The 14,708-nt window shown below is 71.7% G+C and carries 19 protein-coding genes; 11 read left to right on the top strand and 8 right to left on the bottom strand.

What is annotated here, in order from left to right:
• The first annotated feature begins 211 nt into the window (after nucleotides 1–211).
• The 3 genes from ABTZ99_RS33805 (at nucleotide 212) to ABTZ99_RS33815 (ending at nucleotide 2,481) form a co-directional block, all read left to right on the top strand.
• The gene (locus ABTZ99_RS33805; protein ID WP_498781210.1) at nucleotides 212–376 is read left to right on the top strand and encodes a hypothetical protein; all 165 of its coding nucleotides are present in this window, start codon (nucleotides 212–214) and stop codon (nucleotides 374–376) included.
• Between the two features lie 137 nt (nucleotides 377–513).
• Nucleotides 514–1,974, top strand: a complete 1,461-nt coding sequence (locus ABTZ99_RS33810; RefSeq protein WP_499617125.1) for an AlkA N-terminal domain-containing protein — start codon at nucleotides 514–516, stop codon at nucleotides 1,972–1,974.
• Nucleotides 1,975–1,989: 15 nt separating this feature from the next.
• On the top strand, nucleotides 1,990–2,481 hold the full coding sequence (locus tag ABTZ99_RS33815; protein WP_498781213.1) for a methylated-DNA--[protein]-cysteine S-methyltransferase: 492 nt from the start codon (nucleotides 1,990–1,992) through the stop codon (nucleotides 2,479–2,481).
• Here the strand turns inward: ABTZ99_RS33815 and ABTZ99_RS33820 are convergent.
• A complete protein-coding gene (locus ABTZ99_RS33820; RefSeq protein WP_498781215.1) occupies nucleotides 2,455–3,162 on the bottom strand; it encodes a DUF2306 domain-containing protein in 708 nt (235 codons plus the stop codon). The two genes, ABTZ99_RS33815 and ABTZ99_RS33820, sit on opposite strands and share 27 nt — an antisense overlap.
• A 123-nt stretch (nucleotides 3,163–3,285) precedes the next feature.
• On the opposite strand from ABTZ99_RS33820, the gene ABTZ99_RS33825 reads away from it, so the two are divergent.
• From ABTZ99_RS33825 to ABTZ99_RS33840, 4 genes are read left to right on the top strand one after another with little or no spacing between them, the layout of a single operon-like run.
• Nucleotides 3,286–3,870, top strand: a complete 585-nt coding sequence (locus ABTZ99_RS33825) for an ArsR/SmtB family transcription factor (RefSeq protein ID WP_498781216.1) — start codon at nucleotides 3,286–3,288, stop codon at nucleotides 3,868–3,870.
• Nucleotides 3,871–3,872: 2 nt separating this feature from the next.
• Nucleotides 3,873–4,583: an SRPBCC family protein gene (locus ABTZ99_RS33830; RefSeq protein ID WP_498781218.1), complete on the top strand. Its 711-nt coding sequence runs from the start codon at nucleotides 3,873–3,875 to the stop codon at nucleotides 4,581–4,583.
• Nucleotides 4,580–5,224: a DUF998 domain-containing protein gene (locus ABTZ99_RS33835; RefSeq protein ID WP_499617130.1), complete on the top strand. Its 645-nt coding sequence runs from the start codon at nucleotides 4,580–4,582 to the stop codon at nucleotides 5,222–5,224. Before ABTZ99_RS33830 ends, ABTZ99_RS33835 begins: the two co-directional genes overlap by 4 nt.
• Before the next feature lie 15 nt (nucleotides 5,225–5,239).
• Entirely contained in the window at nucleotides 5,240–6,046 is an 807-nt protein-coding gene (locus ABTZ99_RS33840; protein ID WP_498781221.1) for an alpha/beta fold hydrolase, read from the top strand.
• Between the two features lie 65 nt (nucleotides 6,047–6,111).
• Here ABTZ99_RS33840 and ABTZ99_RS33845 read toward each other — a convergent pair whose 3' ends face one another.
• A complete protein-coding gene (locus ABTZ99_RS33845; RefSeq protein ID WP_498781223.1) occupies nucleotides 6,112–6,945 on the bottom strand; it encodes an SAM-dependent methyltransferase in 834 nt (277 codons plus the stop codon).
• Nucleotides 6,946–7,158: 213 nt separating this feature from the next.
• On the opposite strand from ABTZ99_RS33845, the gene ABTZ99_RS33850 reads away from it, so the two are divergent.
• The 3 genes from ABTZ99_RS33850 to ABTZ99_RS33860 all read left to right on the top strand — a co-directional run bounded on the left by ABTZ99_RS33850 (nucleotide 7,159) and on the right by ABTZ99_RS33860 (nucleotide 8,698).
• Nucleotides 7,159–8,034: a Sco1979 family transcriptional regulator gene (locus tag ABTZ99_RS33850; RefSeq protein ID WP_498781225.1), complete on the top strand. Its 876-nt coding sequence runs from the start codon at nucleotides 7,159–7,161 to the stop codon at nucleotides 8,032–8,034.
• Nucleotides 8,035–8,163: 129 nt separating this feature from the next.
• Entirely contained in the window at nucleotides 8,164–8,403 is a 240-nt protein-coding gene (locus ABTZ99_RS33855; RefSeq protein ID WP_498781227.1) for a DUF397 domain-containing protein, read from the top strand.
• Complete coding sequence (locus tag ABTZ99_RS33860) at nucleotides 8,387–8,698, top strand: hypothetical protein (protein WP_230569898.1); 312 nt, start codon at nucleotides 8,387–8,389, stop codon at nucleotides 8,696–8,698. The genes ABTZ99_RS33855 and ABTZ99_RS33860 overlap by 17 nt, the downstream gene beginning before the upstream one ends.
• Nucleotides 8,699–8,914: 216 nt before the next feature.
• On the opposite strand, the gene ABTZ99_RS33865 is transcribed toward ABTZ99_RS33860, so the two are convergent.
• Nucleotides 8,915–9,523, bottom strand: a complete 609-nt coding sequence (locus ABTZ99_RS33865) for a TetR/AcrR family transcriptional regulator C-terminal domain-containing protein (protein ID WP_499617135.1) — start codon at nucleotides 9,521–9,523, stop codon at nucleotides 8,915–8,917.
• Nucleotides 9,524–9,597: 74 nt separating this feature from the next.
• On the opposite strand from ABTZ99_RS33865, the gene ABTZ99_RS33870 reads away from it, so the two are divergent.
• Nucleotides 9,598–10,140, top strand: coding sequence for a peroxiredoxin-like family protein (locus tag ABTZ99_RS33870; RefSeq protein WP_498781232.1), 543 nt, complete (start codon nucleotides 9,598–9,600; stop codon nucleotides 10,138–10,140).
• 103 nt (nucleotides 10,141–10,243) lie between these two features.
• Here ABTZ99_RS33870 and ABTZ99_RS33875 read toward each other — a convergent pair whose 3' ends face one another.
• The 5 genes from ABTZ99_RS33875 to ABTZ99_RS33895 form a co-directional block, all read right to left on the bottom strand.
• Complete coding sequence (locus ABTZ99_RS33875; RefSeq protein ID WP_499617140.1) at nucleotides 10,244–11,017, bottom strand: ABC transporter permease; 774 nt, start codon at nucleotides 11,015–11,017, stop codon at nucleotides 10,244–10,246.
• Nucleotides 11,014–11,940, bottom strand: a complete 927-nt coding sequence (locus ABTZ99_RS33880; protein WP_498781234.1) for an ATP-binding cassette domain-containing protein — start codon at nucleotides 11,938–11,940, stop codon at nucleotides 11,014–11,016. Before ABTZ99_RS33880 ends, ABTZ99_RS33875 begins: the two co-directional genes overlap by 4 nt.
• A 12-nt stretch (nucleotides 11,941–11,952) precedes the next feature.
• Complete coding sequence (locus tag ABTZ99_RS33885) at nucleotides 11,953–13,122, bottom strand: cytochrome P450 (protein ID WP_499617144.1); 1,170 nt, start codon at nucleotides 13,120–13,122, stop codon at nucleotides 11,953–11,955.
• A 27-nt stretch (nucleotides 13,123–13,149) separates the two neighbouring features.
• A complete protein-coding gene (locus ABTZ99_RS33890; RefSeq protein WP_498781330.1) occupies nucleotides 13,150–13,989 on the bottom strand; it encodes a DUF4097 family beta strand repeat-containing protein in 840 nt (279 codons plus the stop codon).
• Nucleotides 13,990–14,065: 76 nt separating this feature from the next.
• A complete protein-coding gene (locus tag ABTZ99_RS33895) occupies nucleotides 14,066–14,554 on the bottom strand; it encodes a toxin-antitoxin system HicB family antitoxin (RefSeq protein WP_498781236.1) in 489 nt (162 codons plus the stop codon).
• Between the last annotated feature and the right edge of the window lie 154 nt (nucleotides 14,555–14,708).

Here is a 14,708-nt window from a genome sequence, read left to right on the forward strand (position 1 = left end):
AACGACTTGCGCTGACAAGCTGAGCGGGACGTTCCGGTGACGTCGACGAGTTGTGCGAAGGGACCGGTCAAAGTGGTTTCGCAGGCAACTACCGCGAGTGGCGGCTCGATCGTCGCTGAGGGGTCCTGGGGGTCTTCTCAGCGATGCGCGCCGAACCGACCCGCTCGGTGGAACGGCGCGGCGACCTGCCGCGCCGACCGGAGTTGACCCGGTGCGGACCACCCGTCAGCCGGTCACGGCCCGTGAGGACCGGGGAGTCCCCGGTGAAGCACGGGTCTGCCCGATCCTGAGGACGGTGCTCGACGCGCACGGCCGCGACGGGGCCGAGGTGAGGCTGGACCTGCTGGCCCGCCTCGCCGCCCCGGCGCACAGCTAGTCGGTGTCCGGCCGAAGGGCGTCGCCGCCCTCCGGGAGCGCCGCACAGCGCGGTGCGGCGCGACCGGCCCGGCGGCGTTTTCCACCATGTCGCATTTCCGCCGGCCACGGGCCCCCGCTTTGACCGATGCTGGTGTCGTGCACGAAGACGCGGAACGTTGTGTCCGGGCCGTGCGGTCGAAAGACGCCCGGTTCGACGGGTGGTTCTTCACCGCGGTCCTGACCACCCGGATCTATTGTCGGCCGAGTTGTCCGGTGGCGCCGCCCAAGGTCGAGAACATGCGGTTCTACCCGAGCGCGGCGGCGGCGCAACAAGCGGGATTCCGGGCGTGCAAGAGGTGCCGGCCCGACGCGTCGCCCGGTTCGCCGTTGTGGAACCACCGCGCCGACTCGGTGGCGAAGGCGATGCGGTTGATCGCCGACGGCGTGGTGGACCGGGAAGGCGTGCCCGGCCTCGCCGTCCGCCTCGGCTACAGCGTGCGGCAGGTCGAGCGGCTGCTGCTGGCCGAGCTCGGCGCGGGGCCGTTGGCGCTGGCCAGGGCGCAACGCGCGCAGACCGCCCGGCTGCTCATCGAGACGACCGCGCTGCCGATGGCTGAGGTCGCGCCGGCGGCCGGGTTCGCCAGCGTGCGCGCGTTCAACGAGACGGTGCGCGAGGTGTTCGCGCTGTCGCCGACCGACCTGCGCACCCGCAGGCGGCCCCCCGCGCCCGACACGCCGGGCGTGCTGTCGCTGCGGCTGCCGTTCCGCGCGCCGCTGCGGCCGGACAACCTGTTCGGCCACCTCGCCGCGACCGCCGTGCCGGGGGTGGAGGAGTGGCGCGACGGCGCGTACCGGCGGACGCTGCGGCTGCCGCGCGGCCACGGCGTGGTGTCGTTGACGCCGCAGGAGGACCACGTGGCGTGCAAGCTGGCGCTGAGCGACCTGCGCGACCTGTCGATCGCCATCGCCCGGTGCCGCCGGATGCTCGACCTCGACGCCGACCCGGTCGCGGTGGACGAGCAGCTGCGCTCGGACCCGCTGCTCGCGCCCGTGGTCGACGCGGGCCCGGGACGGCGCGTGCCGGGCACCGTCGACGCCGCCGAGTTCGCGGTGCGCGCCGTGCTCGGGCAGCAGGTGTCCACGGCCGCCGCCCGCACGCACGCCGGTCGGCTGGTGCGCGCGGCGGGCGACCCGATCGCGGACGGCGGGCTGACGCACCTGTTCCCGACGCCGGAGGCGCTGGCGGCGTTGGACCCCGCCGTGCTGGCCGTGCCGCAGGCGCGCCGGACCGCGTTCCGCGCGCTGGTCGAGGCGTTGGCCGGCGGCGCGATCGACCTCGGCGTCGGCGCGGACTGGGCGAAGGCCCGCGCGGACCTGCTGGCGCTGCCCGGGTTCGGGCCGTGGACGGTCGAGGTGATCGCGATGCGGGCGCTCGGTGACCCGGACGCGTTCACCCCGACCGACCTGGGCATCCGCGTCGCCGCCCGTGCCCTCGGCCTGCCCGACACCCCCGCCGCCCTGGTGCGGCGAGCCCAGGCGTGGCGCCCATGGCGCGCCTACGCCGTCCAGTACCTCTGGGCCACCGGTGACCACGCGGTCAACCGGCTGCCCGCCTGAAAGGACCTCGCACCGATGAGCCACACCACCGTCGACAGCCCCGTCGGACCGCTCACACTGGTCGCGCACGGCGACGTGCTGTCGGGCCTGTACATGACCGGGCAGCGATACCGGCCGGCGGACGACGCGTTCGGCCCGGAGGACCCCTCGCCCTTCGGGGACGTGGTCGTGCAGCTGGCCGAGTACTTCGCCGGCACGCGCACGGCGTTCGACCTGCCGTTGGACCCGATCGGGACGCCGTTCCAGCGGACCGTGTGGCGGGCGTTGGCCGAGATCCCGTACGGCGAGACCGTGACGTACGGGGAACTGGCCCAGCGGCTCGGCCGGCCGTCGGCCGCGCGGGCGGTCGGGCTGGCCAACGGCCGCAACCCGATCGGGATCATCGTGCCGTGCCACCGGGTGGTCGGCGCGAACGGCGACCTCACCGGGTACGGCGGCGGGCTGGAGCGCAAGCGGCAGCTGCTCGACTTCGAGCAGGGCTCAGACGACTACCGGCTGCCGATCTGACCTGTCCGCGCGGCGGGCGCGGCGCTTGCGGGCGTCGCCCCGCTCCAGCCACCACTCGGCCACCAGCAGCGGGATCACCCAGCCGAGCCACGCGGCCATCCCGGAGATCGCCTGCAGCAGGGCCACCTCGCTGCCGCCGAACGTCGTGTCGAGCTGTGGCGAGAGCGTGATCGTCGCGACGACCCCCCAGATCCGGTTGGTCATGATCGACGCGGTGAGCGCGAAGCTGCGGATCATCCACCGGCGGTGATCGACGAACCGGCGTTGCCGGGCCATCCGGAACCCCACCGCGGTGAACACCAGCCACAGCGAGCCCATCAGCACGTTGCCCGCCTGGTTGAGCGGCCCGAACGGCGACACCGCGCCGATGGCCAGCGCCGTCACCCCGGCCGGCAGCACCCCGCCGAGCACGTAGACCCGGCCGACCCGCCGGTGCGCCACCGGGTACCGCTGCCGGAACCAGGGCCAGACCTGCACCACGCAGGTCAGGATCGCCACGGACCCGAACACCACGTGCGCCACCAGCACCGGGAAGTGCCACGGGTGCGCGGGCGGCTCCGGCACCCGTGACAACGCCGGGTCCAACGTCAAGTACGGCGGCAACGAGAACGCCACGAACACCAACACCAAGAACGCGAACGGCGCCACCCAAGGCCGCCGGAACCACTTCGTCTTCCCCATGCCCCCACCCTCCCCACCACCGCGCACCACCCCCGCACCAACCGCGCACCACCACCCCTCCCACCGGAACCGACAAGAGAAGTTGTCTTGACAGAAGAAGTTGTCGGTGAGAGGGTTGGCCCCATGCTTGACGTGGCAGTGATCGAGGACCCGGCGACGGCCGAGGTCTCGTTGGACCCGGTGCGGGCGAGGTTGTTGGCCGAGTTGGCCGAGCCGAGCTCGGCGACCATGCTGGCGGCGAGGATCGGCCTGCCCCGCCAGAAGGTCAACTACCACCTGCGCACCCTGGAGCAGCACGGGCTGGTGGAGCTGGCCGAGGAACGCCGCAAGGGCAACATGACCGAACGGGTCATGCGCGCCACCGCCGCGTCCTACGTCATCTCGCCCACGGCGCTCGCCGCCGTCCAACCCGACCCGGAACGCGCGCCCGACCGCCTGTCGGCCCGCTGGCTCCTGGCCGTCGCCGCGCGGCTGGTCCGCGACGTCGGCAACCTCCTCACCGGCGCCGCCAAGGCCGACAAGAAGGTCGCCACCTTCGCGCTGGACGGCGAGGTCCGCTTCGCCACCGCCGCCGACCGCGCGGCGTTCGCCGAGGAGCTGGCCACCGCCGTCACGACCCTGGTCGCCAAGTACCACGACGAAGCCGCCACCGGTGGACGCCCGCACCGCGTCGTCGTCGCGGTCCACCCCAGCATCCCGAAGGAGTGACAATGGGTCACGCGTTCGAAGGCGTCAACGAGGTCGAGCTGGACGGCGTCACGCCGGAGCAGGTCTGGGAGGCCATCGCCACCGGCCCCGGCATCGACTCCTGGTTCATGGGCGCCAACGAGGTCGAGCCGGGCGAGGTCGTCCGGCAGGCGTTCGGCGGGTACGAGCCGACCCACCGGATCACCGCCTGGGAACCCGGCAAGCACCTCGCCTACGGCGGCGACCCGGCCCCGGACGGCCGGTTCATGGCCTACGAGTTCCTGGTCGAGGGCCGCGAGCGGGGCAGCACGGTCCTGCGCATGGTCGCGAGCGGCTTCCTGCCCGGCGACGACTGGGAGGACGAGTTCGAGGCCATGACGGCGGGCGGCGAGATGTTCTGGCAGACCCTCGTCACCTACCTCCGCCACTTCGCCGGGCGCACCGCCCGACCCGTCACGGTCATGGGGCCGCCCGTCGCGGACTGGCCCGCGATGTGGCCGCGCCTCGGCCGCAAGCTCGGCCTCGACGGCGCGCCGAAGACCGGGGACCGCGTCGACCTGGACGACGGCGTCGTCTACTTCGCGAACTCCCAGACCGTCGGCATCCGCACGGAGCACGCGATGTACCGCTTCTTCCAGGGACACCCCGGCGCCCTGATCGCCATGCACCACGTGTTCGCCGACGACCACCGCGACGAGCGGACCTGGTCGACCTGGATGGGAGACCTGGCATGACCACCCTGCGGCACAACGACACCAGCACCGGCGCCGGCGCCCGCACCCAGACCACCAGGCTCCTGCTCGGCTGCGGCGTCCTGGCCGGCCCGCTCTACCTCGTCACCGGCTTCGCCCAGGCGTTCACCCGCGAGGGCTTCGACCCGACCCGCCACCCGTTCAGCTTCCTCTCCCTGGGCGAGGGCGGTTGGCTCCAGATCGCGAACTTCGTCCTCACCGGGCTGCTGTTCCTGGCCGCCGCGGTCGGCGCGCACCGCACGGGCGCGGTCGGCCGGTGGGCGCCGGTCCTCATCGGGGTCTTCGCGGTCGGCATGGTCGGCGGCGGCGTGTTCGTGGCCGACCCGGCGTTCGGCTTCCCGGCCGGCGCGCCGGAAGGCCAGGCGGCGGCGCTCTCGTGGCACGGCGTGCTGCACGGCGTGGCGTTCTTCCTCGCGTTCCCCGCGCTGGTCGCGTCGTTCTTCGTGCTGGCGCGGAAGCTCACCGGGCCGTGGGCGCGGGCGAGCGTGGTCGCGGGTGTGCTGTCGCTCGCGCCGATGCCCTTCCTGGGCACGGGGTTCGGCACGGTCCTGCTGTACGGCGGCGCCGTGGTGGGTTGGTTGTGGGCGTCCGCCCTCGCGGCGAAGCTGCGCTCCGGGATCTGAGGGGACGGGCACATCATGGGACAGGTCGTTTCGAAGGACGGCACCGCGATCGCCTTCACGCGCATCGGGTCCGGGCCGGCGTTGATCATCGTGGACGGCGCGCTGTGCTACCGGGCCTTCGGCCCCTCGACGGCGTTGGCCGAGGCGTTGTCCGAGCACTTCACCGTCTACACCTACGACCGCCGCGGCCGGGGCGAGAGCGGCGGCGGCACCGCGCCGCACGAGGTCGGGCGCGAGGTCGAGGACATCGCCGCGCTGATCGAGGAGGCGGGCGGGTCGGCGCACCTGTTCGGCATGTCCTCCGGCGGCACGCTGGTCGCCGAGGCCGCGCACCGGGGCGTCGCCGCCGAGCGGATCGCGATCTACGAGTCGCCGATGATCGTCGACGGCACGCACGAGCCGATGCCCGAAGACCTGCCGGCCCGCGTGGCTCGCGCGGTCGCGGAAGGGCGCCGGGGCGACGCGGTCACGCTGTTCATGCGGTACGTCGGCACACCGGGCCTCGTCGTCGCGGTCCTCCGGCTCATGCCACCGTGGAAGAAGCTCAAGGGCGTCGCGCACACGTTGCCGAACGACTTCGCGCTGGTCGGCGAGTTCCAGCGGGGCACACCGCCGCCCGCCGACCGGTGGTCGCGCGCGGACGCGCCCGCGCTGGTGATCGCCGGTGGCAAGAGCCCGGAGTACATGCGCAACGCGCAGCGGCACCTGGCGTCGGCGCTGCCGCACGGCGAGCTGACCGTCCTGCCGGGACAGACCCACATGGTCAAGCCCAAGGCGACGGTCCCCGCCCTGGTCGACTTCTTCCACCGCGGCGAGGGCTGAGCGGGCGCGCGGAACCTGGTGGTGGGCGAGGACTTCCTCGTCCACCACCGTCGCGCGCGACGGCTTCAGGGCTTGCGGCCCACCGCGCCCGCGATGCAGTAGCTCACCGAGTCGAGCTCCTTGAGCCGCGGCCCGTCCGGCCACCAGTCCGCGCAGATCACCAGCCCCGGCTCGACCAGCTCCAAGCCGTGGAACAGCTCGTGCATCTCACGCCTGGTGATGAACCGCCCGCTGCCCATCGGCGAGTGCAGGAACGTCTCCTCCATGCGCCGCGCGATGGCGGAGTGCTCCTCGGTCTCCGGGTCGAGGAAGTGGGAGATCGCCACGTACGAGCCGGACGGCAGCGCGTCGATGTACTCGGCCATGATCTCGGCCGACGTCGGCGCGTCGCCGTTGTAGTGGTGCAGCGTGCCCATCTGGAACAGCGCGAGCGGCTCGGTGAAGTCGATGTGCTTGCGCACGACCTCGTCGTTGAGGATCTCGCGCGGCTTGAAGATGTCGGCGGCCGAGAAGTGCGTCCGGTCGTTCTCCTCGAGCAGCGCGCGGCCGTGCGCCAGTACCACCGGGTCGTTGTCGACGTACACGACTCGGGCATCCGGGTTGACCCGCTGGGCCACTTGGTGGGTGTTCTCCGCGGTCGGCAGACCGGACCCGCAGTCGAGGAACTGGTTGATGCCCGTCTGGCTCGCGACGAACCGGGTGGCGCGGATCAGGAAGCTGCGGTTGTCCACCGCGAGGGTGGCCGCCTCGGGCGCGATCTGCTGCACGCGACGCAGCACCTCGCGGTCGATCTCGTAGTTGTCCTTGCCGTTGAGGAACGCGTCGTAGACCCTGGCGATGCTGGCCTTGGTGGTGTCGATGTAGACGGGGGCGGCGGCGTCCGAGGACGTACCCGGCATTGTGGTGACCTCGCATTACGGGGGTGGGAGTGATGTTGTGTGCACCGCGTCACAGTCCGGTCAGCGTAAGGGTATGGGCTCAACGCGCGAGTGAGCCTCGTGCATCTGACCGGGCAAGATCATGGGTGTACGTTCAGTGACGATGCGAGTAGGCCCTCCTCGGGCGCAACCGCTGTTCGGGTGGGACGGGCACGACGGGCGGGAGGATCGGCTATGGCGGCGGACGAATCCACGCCGGAGCGGGACAGCGGTCCCACCGCGCTGCGCATCGTGCTCGGCGCCCAGCTGCGCCGCCTGCGCGAGGCGTCGGAGATCACCCGGGCGGACGCGGGCTACGCCATCCGCGGCTCGGAGTCGAAGATCAGCCGGATGGAGCTCGGGCGTGTCGGGCTGAAAGAGCGCGACGTGAACGACCTGCTGACCATGTACGGGGTCGACGACGCGGGCGAGCGGGCGAAGTTCCTCGACATGGTCCGCCGGTCCAACTCGCCGGGCTGGTGGCACCGCTACACCGACCTGATGCCCGACTGGTTCCACGACTTCGTCGGCCTGGAGGAGGCGGCGTCGCGGATCCTGATCTACGAGACGCAGTTCGTGCCCGGCCTGTTGCAGACCGAGGACTACGCGATGGCCATCGCGAGCCACGGCCGGCCGGAGCTGGTGACGCCCGACGTGCGGCGGCGGGTGTCGTTGCGGATGCAGCGGCAGAGGATCCTGTCCCGGCCGGGCGCCCCGAGGGTGTGGGCGGTGATCGACGAATCGGTGCTCTACCGGGCGATCGGTGGCCGCGAAGTCCTGATCAATCAGCTCGACCACTTGCTCAGCGTGACCAAAGACGGGCCCGTCACTCTGCAGGTAGTGCCATTTCCCTTGGCCGGTTACGCGGCGAAGGGCCCCTTCGCGATGTTGCGGTTCGGCGAGCCCGACCTGCCGGACATCGTGTACCTCGAACACCTCGCCGGTGCCCTCTACCTGGACAAACTCGAAGAGCTGGAGATCTACAGCCGGGTCTTCGACCGCCTCACGGTGGACGCCGAGACGCCGGACCGGAGTCGACAAATGCTCGCAAAACGGCGGGCTGAGCTTTAGTTGTCGTCCGACCGGGTGGGATTCACGCTCTGCATCTGCACGTGCATTTACCCGTGCACCAGCCGGTGCTACGGTCCGTGCACAACCGGATGCACGTGCAGATGCATCTCTGGCTCGGAAGGTGAGTCGATGGCCACCAAGGTTCACAACGGCATGTCCGCGGCCGACCTGAACGGCGTCACGTGGACCAAGAGCTCCTACAGCGACGCGATCGGCAACTGCGTCGAGTTCGCCGTGGTCGACGGCGGCGAGATCGCGATGCGCAACTCCCGGTTCCCCGAAGGCCCCGCGCTCGTCTACACGCGAGCGGAGATGGCCGCGTTCGTGGCCGGGGCCCGGGACGGGGAGTTCGATGACCTCGTCGACTGACCACCCCTCGCGGACGACGTTCCAGCTTCGCGAGTTGATCGCGCGGGGGTTCCAGTTCCTCCACCCTCGCGACGCCAGGGGAGAACTGGCGGCGGTGGTGGGGGTGCGGGCGCACGACGCGGTGATCGACGTCGTGCGACTGCACAACGAGGACGACGCGGTGGCGATGCGGATGCCCGCCGACGAGGTGAACGTCCTGTCGCCGAGCCGTTTCTCGTGGCGCCGTCGCGGTCCGGCCACGCACGTGCTCGAAGAGCTGCTCGACCTGCCCGACGAGGACGAGCGGACCGCGTGAAGGCTTCCCGTCCACATCCGCGGTGGTGGACGGGACGAGAGGGGAGAGCCCTCTCACCGGCGAACCTGACCTGGAGACGCAGCGGGAGTCGACTCCGCGCCGGACAAGGCGTCGACACCACGCTCGGAGCGCAACTCCGTGTTCGTCGCGTTCGGTGCGGAGGCCGAGGTCGGCTTCGGCCTCCGCACTGGCCACTCCCCGGGCGGGGGTGGCGGTTCACGGGCGGCGCAGGCCGCTCAGCACCACGTCCAGGCCGCGGCGGAACTCGATGTCCGGCGGGATCACCCGGGCGGTGCCCGCGGTCTCGGCCAGGAGCGGGTACTCCTCGCCCATCCGGGACATCGCGTCGGTGCCCAGGCCCGACAGCGGGCTGCGGTGCTCGGTCTCGGTCGCGCCGATGAGGTAGCTCAGCAGCGCGCGCAGGGCGAAGACCCGCTGCTCCCCGGTGAACCCGGCCTCGGTCAGCACCACCAGCACGGCCTCCGCCCAGCGCAGCAGGCTCGGGCACCGGTGGCGGTGCGCCATCGTGAGCGGCACGGCGTTGGGGTGCGCGGCGATCGCCGCGCGGACCCGTTCGACCAGGACCGCGAGCTGCTTGTCCCACAACGCCTTCGGCGGCACGGTGTCCACTCCGGACATCGCCTGCTCGACCGCGAGCGCTTCCAGCTCGTCGCGGTCGGCGACGTACCGGTACAGCGACATCGTGCCCATGCCGAGCTCGGCGGCGACGGCGCGCATCGACAACGCCGCCAGCCCGTCCCGGTCCAGGACGGCGAGCGTGGCGGCGGCGAGCGCGGATCTGGTCAACGACTTGGGGCGGGGCATCGCCTTGACAGCGTACAAGTTACGCGCATAACTTGCGTAGGCGTACACCGCACGCTTACGTCGAGGGGGATGCCGTGAAGGTCAGCGCACGTGAGTGGGAAGCCGTGCTCGGTGGCACGGTGCGGGTGCCCGACCCGCGCAACCTGGTCCACCTGCAGTTCCGCCGCTTCGCCGGCTGCCCGGTGTGCAACCTGCACCTGCGGTCGATCGTCCAGCGGCACGACGAGATCACCGCGCACGGCGTCACCGAGGTGGTCGTGTTCCACTCCTCGGCGGCCGAGCTGCGCCCGCACGCCGCGGACCTGCCGTTCGCCGTGGTCGGCGACCCGGAGAAGCGGCTGTACGTGGAGTTCGGCGTGGAGTCCGCGCCGCGCTCGGTGCTCGACCCGCGCGCGTGGGGCGCGATCGTGCGCGGCGTCGTGCGCGACCTCGGCCCGGTGCTGCGCGGTCGGCGCCCGCTGCCCAAGCCGGAGGGCGGGCGGCTCGGCCTGCCCGCCGACTTCCTCATCGCGCCGGACGGCGAGGTCGTCGCGGAGAAGCGTGGACAACACGCGTACGACCAGTGGTCGGTGGACGAACTGCTCACCCATGCACAGGCTCTGACCAGCAAGAACTGAGTTGTCCACAGGGTTGTCCCCAGTTGTGGACGGATCGAACACGCGTTCGATCAACGACGAGGCCCCGCCCGTCGGCCAGGGCGGGGCCTCGTCGGACCAGGGCTCAGCGCGACGGGTCGCGGTTGAACAGGACCCGGGCCCTCGCGTACCCGACGGCGCTGAGGACGAGGCACCAGCCGACCGCCCAGTACCCGCTGTCGCCGATCGGCGTGCCGATGAGCAGCCCGCGCAGGGTGTCGGTGATCGGCGTGAACGGCTGGTGCTCGGCGAACCACGCCAGCCCGCTCGACATCGAGTCGGTCGGCACGAACGCGCTGCTGACGAACGGCAGGAACTGCAGCGGCAGCGCGGAGCTGTTGGCGCCGGCCACCGTCTTCGCGCCCATGCCGAACGCGATGCCCAGCCAGGTGAACGCGAACGCGATGAGCACCAGCAGCCCGGCCGCGGCGAGCCAGCCGGTGAGGCCCGCCGACGGGCGGAACCCGTTGAGCAGGGCCACCCCCACCACCAGCGCCAGGCTGAGGACGGTGTTGAGCAGGCTGCTCAGCGCCTGCCCGGTCAGCACCGAGTAGCGGGAGATCGCCATGGTGCGGAACCGGGCGATGATGCCCTCGCCCATGTCGGTGTTGATGTTCACCGACGTCCACGCGGCGCCGGCGCCGACGGCCATCACCAGGATGCCGGGCACCAGGTAGTCGACGTAGGACGCGCCGCCGGCGATCGTGGTGTCGAGCGAGCCGCCGAAGACGTGCACGAACAGCAGCATCATCACCACCGGCATGCCGATCGTGCCGATCGACATCATCGGGAAGCGCTGCATGTGCCGCAGGTTGCGGCGCAGCATGGTGGTGGTGTCGCGGATGGCCATGGTGCTCATCGCAGCACGGTCCTCTCGGTGGTCAGGGCGAAGAAGACGTCGTCGAGGTCCGGCGTGTGCACGGACAGGTCCTGCACGTCGACCGCGGCGTCGTCGAGCCGGTCGAGCAGGGCCCGCAACTGGTGCACGCCACCGTCGCCGGGCACGTCGAGGGTCAGGCCCTCGTCGTCGCGGGTGGCGTCGCCGATCGCCTTGGCGGCGAGGTCGAGCGTGTGCGCGTCGGCGAACCGCAGCCGCACGTGCCCGCCCGGGATCAGCCGCTTCAGCTCGGCCGCGGTGCCCTCGGCGACGAGCCGGCCGCCGTTGAGCACGGCGATCCGGTTGGCGAGCTCGTCGGCCTCCTCCAGGTACTGGGTGGTGAGGAAGATCGTGACGCCGTCGGCGACCAGGCCGCGGATGACCTGCCACATGGCGTGCCTGCTGCGCGGGTCGAGGCCGGTGGTCGGCTCGTCGAGGAAGATCAGCTTTGGCCCGCCGACCAGCGTCATCGCCAGGTCGAGGCGCCGGCGCATGCCGCCGGAGTAGGTGGAGACGGGCTTCTTCGCCGCCTCGAGGAGGTCGAACTGCTCCAGCAGCCGGGCGGTGCGGCGTCGTCCGTCCCGGCGGTCCAGGTGGGCGAGGTCCGCCATGAGCCGGAGGTTCTCCTCGCCGGTGAGCAGGTTGTCCACGGCGGAGAACTGGCCGGTGACGCCGATGGCCTCGCGGACGCCGGCCGGGTCGCGGGCGAGGTCGTGGCCCGCGACCTCCGCCCGGCCGCCGTCGGCGGTGATGAGGGTCGACAGGATCTGCACGGTCGTGGTCTTGCCCGCGCCGTTGGGCCCGAGCAGGGCGAACACCGTGCCCGGCTCGACGCGCAGGTCGAGGCCGTCGAGCACGACGTGGTCGCCGTAGGACTTGCGCAGACCGGTGGCGGTGATCGCCATGGTCGTCTCCTTCTAGTCGGTGAGCAGCGGCAGGGACCGCACGCCGGTGAGGTTCGGCGACGGCATGAACGTCGGCCGCCGGTCGGGGTCCGTGCGCAGCTTCGGGAAGCGGTCGAGCAGGACGTCCAGCGCGAGCCGCCCCTCCAGCCGCGCCAGCGGCGCGCCGAGGCAGAAGTGCACGCCGCGGCCGAAGCCCAGGTGGGGGTTGGGGTCGCGGGTGACGTCGAGGACGTCGGGGTTCGCGAACTGGCGCGCGTCCCGGTTGGCCGCGCCGACCCACAGCATCAGCAGCTGGTCGGCGGGGATCTCGACGCCGCCGAGCGTCTCGGGCTTGTTCGTGACCCGGGCGAGCACCGCGAACGGGGTGAGGAACCTCAGCGACTCCTCGATCGCGGCCGGGATCAGCGCGCGGTCCCGGCGGACCTCCTCGAACTGGTCCGGGTGCGCGTCGAGGGCCAGCACGGTGTTGCCGAGCAGCATCGTGGTGGTGATGTGGCCCGCCACCAGCAGGACGGCCGCGAAGTTCACCACCTGCGCGTCGGTCAGGCGCTCACCGTCCACTTCGGCCTGGACGAGGTCGTTGAGCAGGCCGGGGCGCGGCGAGCGGCGGCACTGCGCGGCGTGCTCGCCGAGGTAGTCCATCAGCGGCCGGATGGCCTCGACGCTGTCGCGCAGCTCTTCGCGCTGCTTGGCCTGGTCGTCCTTGAGCGAGAACTGGTTGGTGCTCTCGAACATCTTGTCGACCCACACCTTGAACAGGTCGCGGTCGCTGCTCGGCACGCCGAGCAGTTCGGCGATCACGATCACCGGCAGCGGGTAGGCGAGGTCGCGGACCAGCTCGAAGTCGTCGCCGCTGACGTCGTCGAGCAGTTCGCCGGTGAGCTCGGTGATGCGCGGTTCGAGGTCGGCGACGACCTTCGGCGTGAACGCGTGGCTGACCAGGCGGCGCAGTTGGCGGTGCTCGGGCGGGTCGATCTGGATGATGTTGCCCTCGGTCAGCGACGCGTCGTCCACCGGGAACAGCCGCGTGGTGTCGGACGAGAACCGGGCCCAGTCGCCGAGGACCTCGACGGACTCGGGATGGCCGTAGACGTTCCAGAAGCCGAGCTGCTCGTCGTACTCGACCGCGTGCTCGGGTCGTTCTCCGCGCAGCCAGAACTGCTGCGGGTTGGTGTCCCACATTGTCGTTGTCCCCCAATGGTGTTGTGTTTACGCGCGGTGGATGACGATGTCCCCCAGGGAGGTGCGAGCGCGCACCTCGACCCGCTCTTCGGCCTCGCCCGGGGCGTCGGCGCTAGTCAGCTCGTTGCGCACGCGGCCGGTGATCGCGCGCACGTCGAGCCAGGCGGCCGTGCCCTCGCGGATGCCGACCTCCAGCTCGCCGGCCGAGGTCTCCATGACCACCGTGCCGCGCACGACCTCGTCGAGGCGGATGCGGCCGTTGGCGGTCTTGGCGTGCACGTCCCCGGCGGCGTGGCCGACGAAGATGTCGCCGTTGGCGGCGCCGATCCGCACGTCGCCGGTGACCTCGCCGATCCGGGTCGAGCCGTTGGAGTTCTTCACGGTGCCGGAGCCGTCGAGCCGGTCGACGCGCAGCTCGCCGGAGCCGGTCGACAGCTCGGCGCGGCCGGTGACCGACTCGACCGCCACGTCGCCGTGGGAGGTGGCGGCCTTGAGCGCGGCCGTGCCCTGGAGCCTGATGTGGCCGGCGGAGGTCTTGAAGCGGCACTCGCCCAACGCGCCCTCGGCGCGGAAGTCGGCGAGCGAGCCGTGCGCGACGACGTGCGAGCCGGCGGGCAGCCGCACCACCACGTCGACCGTGCCGGATTTGCCGAAGATGCTGCGGGACCTGGGTGTCCGGACGGTGAGGCGGCCGGCGGCGAAGTCGACCGAGGTGCCCTCGGCGGCCGTGACGTCCTTGCCGTTGTCCGCGTCGGCGGGCTCGACCTCGACCACGGTGTCGTCCCGGTCGGAGGCGGTGATGAGGACGCTGCCGGCGACGATGTCGAGGTCGAGCGTGATGGTCTCGGGCGTGGCGAAAGAAGGCATGGCTGTCCCCTGGGAGTGTGTCTGGTCGGCGTTTGCGCTGGTCGTGGGCCTGGTACGGGTTGCGGTGCCGGTGTGGCTAGCGGACCCAGCCGGTGTAGCTCTGGCGCGAGGCGGAGCGGCCCGCCGGTCGACCGCCGTGCCCGAGCCCGGCCGCGGCGGCCCGCACCAGCCAGGCGTTGACGGAGACGCCCTCGCGGCTCGCGGCCTCCTCGACCCGGAGCTTCAGGTGCTCCGGCAGCCGCAGGTTGATCCGCGCGACCGCACCCTCCTCGGAGACCACCGGTGGCAGCTCCGTGGCATCACCTTGGCTCGGCGTGGCATCATCCGGCACCGAGACGACGAACTCGGGGTCACGGCCACGCAGCCGCACGTCGACCGATCCCGGCGCGAGGTCGCGGGTGATCTCGTCCACGGCCGTGGAAAGGGCTTCCAGCAGCGTCAACCGCACCGCTGACTCCAGCGGGGCCACGAGTCGTTCGGCCAGTGCCCGTGCCTCCGCGCCGCCCGCCTCGGCGGCGGTGGCGAGCTCCCGGCGGAGGTTGTCGACGTACGGCGTCAAGTCCATGGCACCACTATGGCACCACTGTGGTGCCAACGCAAGCCCGGCTGGTGCCACGGCGGTGCGTGGTGGCTCTGGGCTCGTCGCCACCCGATTGGATGAAATTGCGGTTCAGGGAGACCAGTGGTCCATTTCGGAACGTGACACGATGCCGTGATCG

Origin of the sequence: Actinosynnema sp. NPDC002837 (assembly GCF_040295345.1) — a bacterium.
Lineage (GTDB): Bacteria > Actinomycetota > Actinomycetes > Mycobacteriales > Pseudonocardiaceae > Actinosynnema.

Bases quoted from the DNA above. Each gene is read 5' to 3' on its own strand.
- ABTZ99_RS33815 (WP_498781213.1), top strand. From the start codon at position 1,990: ATGAGCCACACCACCGTCGACAGCCCCGTCGGACCGCTCACACTGGTC.
- ABTZ99_RS33820 (WP_498781215.1), bottom strand. From the start codon at position 3,162: ATGGGGAAGACGAAGTGGTTCCGGCGGCCTTGGGTGGCGCCGTTCGCG.
- ABTZ99_RS33825 (WP_498781216.1), top strand. From the start codon at position 3,286: ATGCTTGACGTGGCAGTGATCGAGGACCCGGCGACGGCCGAGGTCTCG.
- ABTZ99_RS33830 (WP_498781218.1), top strand. From the start codon at position 3,873: ATGGGTCACGCGTTCGAAGGCGTCAACGAGGTCGAGCTGGACGGCGTC.
- ABTZ99_RS33835 (WP_499617130.1), top strand. From the start codon at position 4,580: ATGACCACCCTGCGGCACAACGACACCAGCACCGGCGCCGGCGCCCGC.
- ABTZ99_RS33840 (WP_498781221.1), top strand. From the start codon at position 5,240: ATGGGACAGGTCGTTTCGAAGGACGGCACCGCGATCGCCTTCACGCGC.
- ABTZ99_RS33845 (WP_498781223.1), bottom strand. From the start codon at position 6,945: ATGCCGGGTACGTCCTCGGACGCCGCCGCCCCCGTCTACATCGACACC.
- ABTZ99_RS33850 (WP_498781225.1), top strand. From the start codon at position 7,159: ATGGCGGCGGACGAATCCACGCCGGAGCGGGACAGCGGTCCCACCGCG.
- ABTZ99_RS33855 (WP_498781227.1), top strand. From the start codon at position 8,164: ATGGCCACCAAGGTTCACAACGGCATGTCCGCGGCCGACCTGAACGGC.
- ABTZ99_RS33860 (WP_230569898.1), top strand. From the start codon at position 8,387: ATGACCTCGTCGACTGACCACCCCTCGCGGACGACGTTCCAGCTTCGC.
- ABTZ99_RS33865 (WP_499617135.1), bottom strand. From the start codon at position 9,523: ATGCCCCGCCCCAAGTCGTTGACCAGATCCGCGCTCGCCGCCGCCACG.
- ABTZ99_RS33875 (WP_499617140.1), bottom strand. From the start codon at position 11,017: ATGAGCACCATGGCCATCCGCGACACCACCACCATGCTGCGCCGCAAC.
- ABTZ99_RS33880 (WP_498781234.1), bottom strand. From the start codon at position 11,940: ATGGCGATCACCGCCACCGGTCTGCGCAAGTCCTACGGCGACCACGTC.
- ABTZ99_RS33885 (WP_499617144.1), bottom strand. From the start codon at position 13,122: ATGTGGGACACCAACCCGCAGCAGTTCTGGCTGCGCGGAGAACGACCC.
- ABTZ99_RS33890 (WP_498781330.1), bottom strand. From the start codon at position 13,989: ATGCCTTCTTTCGCCACGCCCGAGACCATCACGCTCGACCTCGACATC.
- ABTZ99_RS33895 (WP_498781236.1), bottom strand. From the start codon at position 14,554: ATGGACTTGACGCCGTACGTCGACAACCTCCGCCGGGAGCTCGCCACC.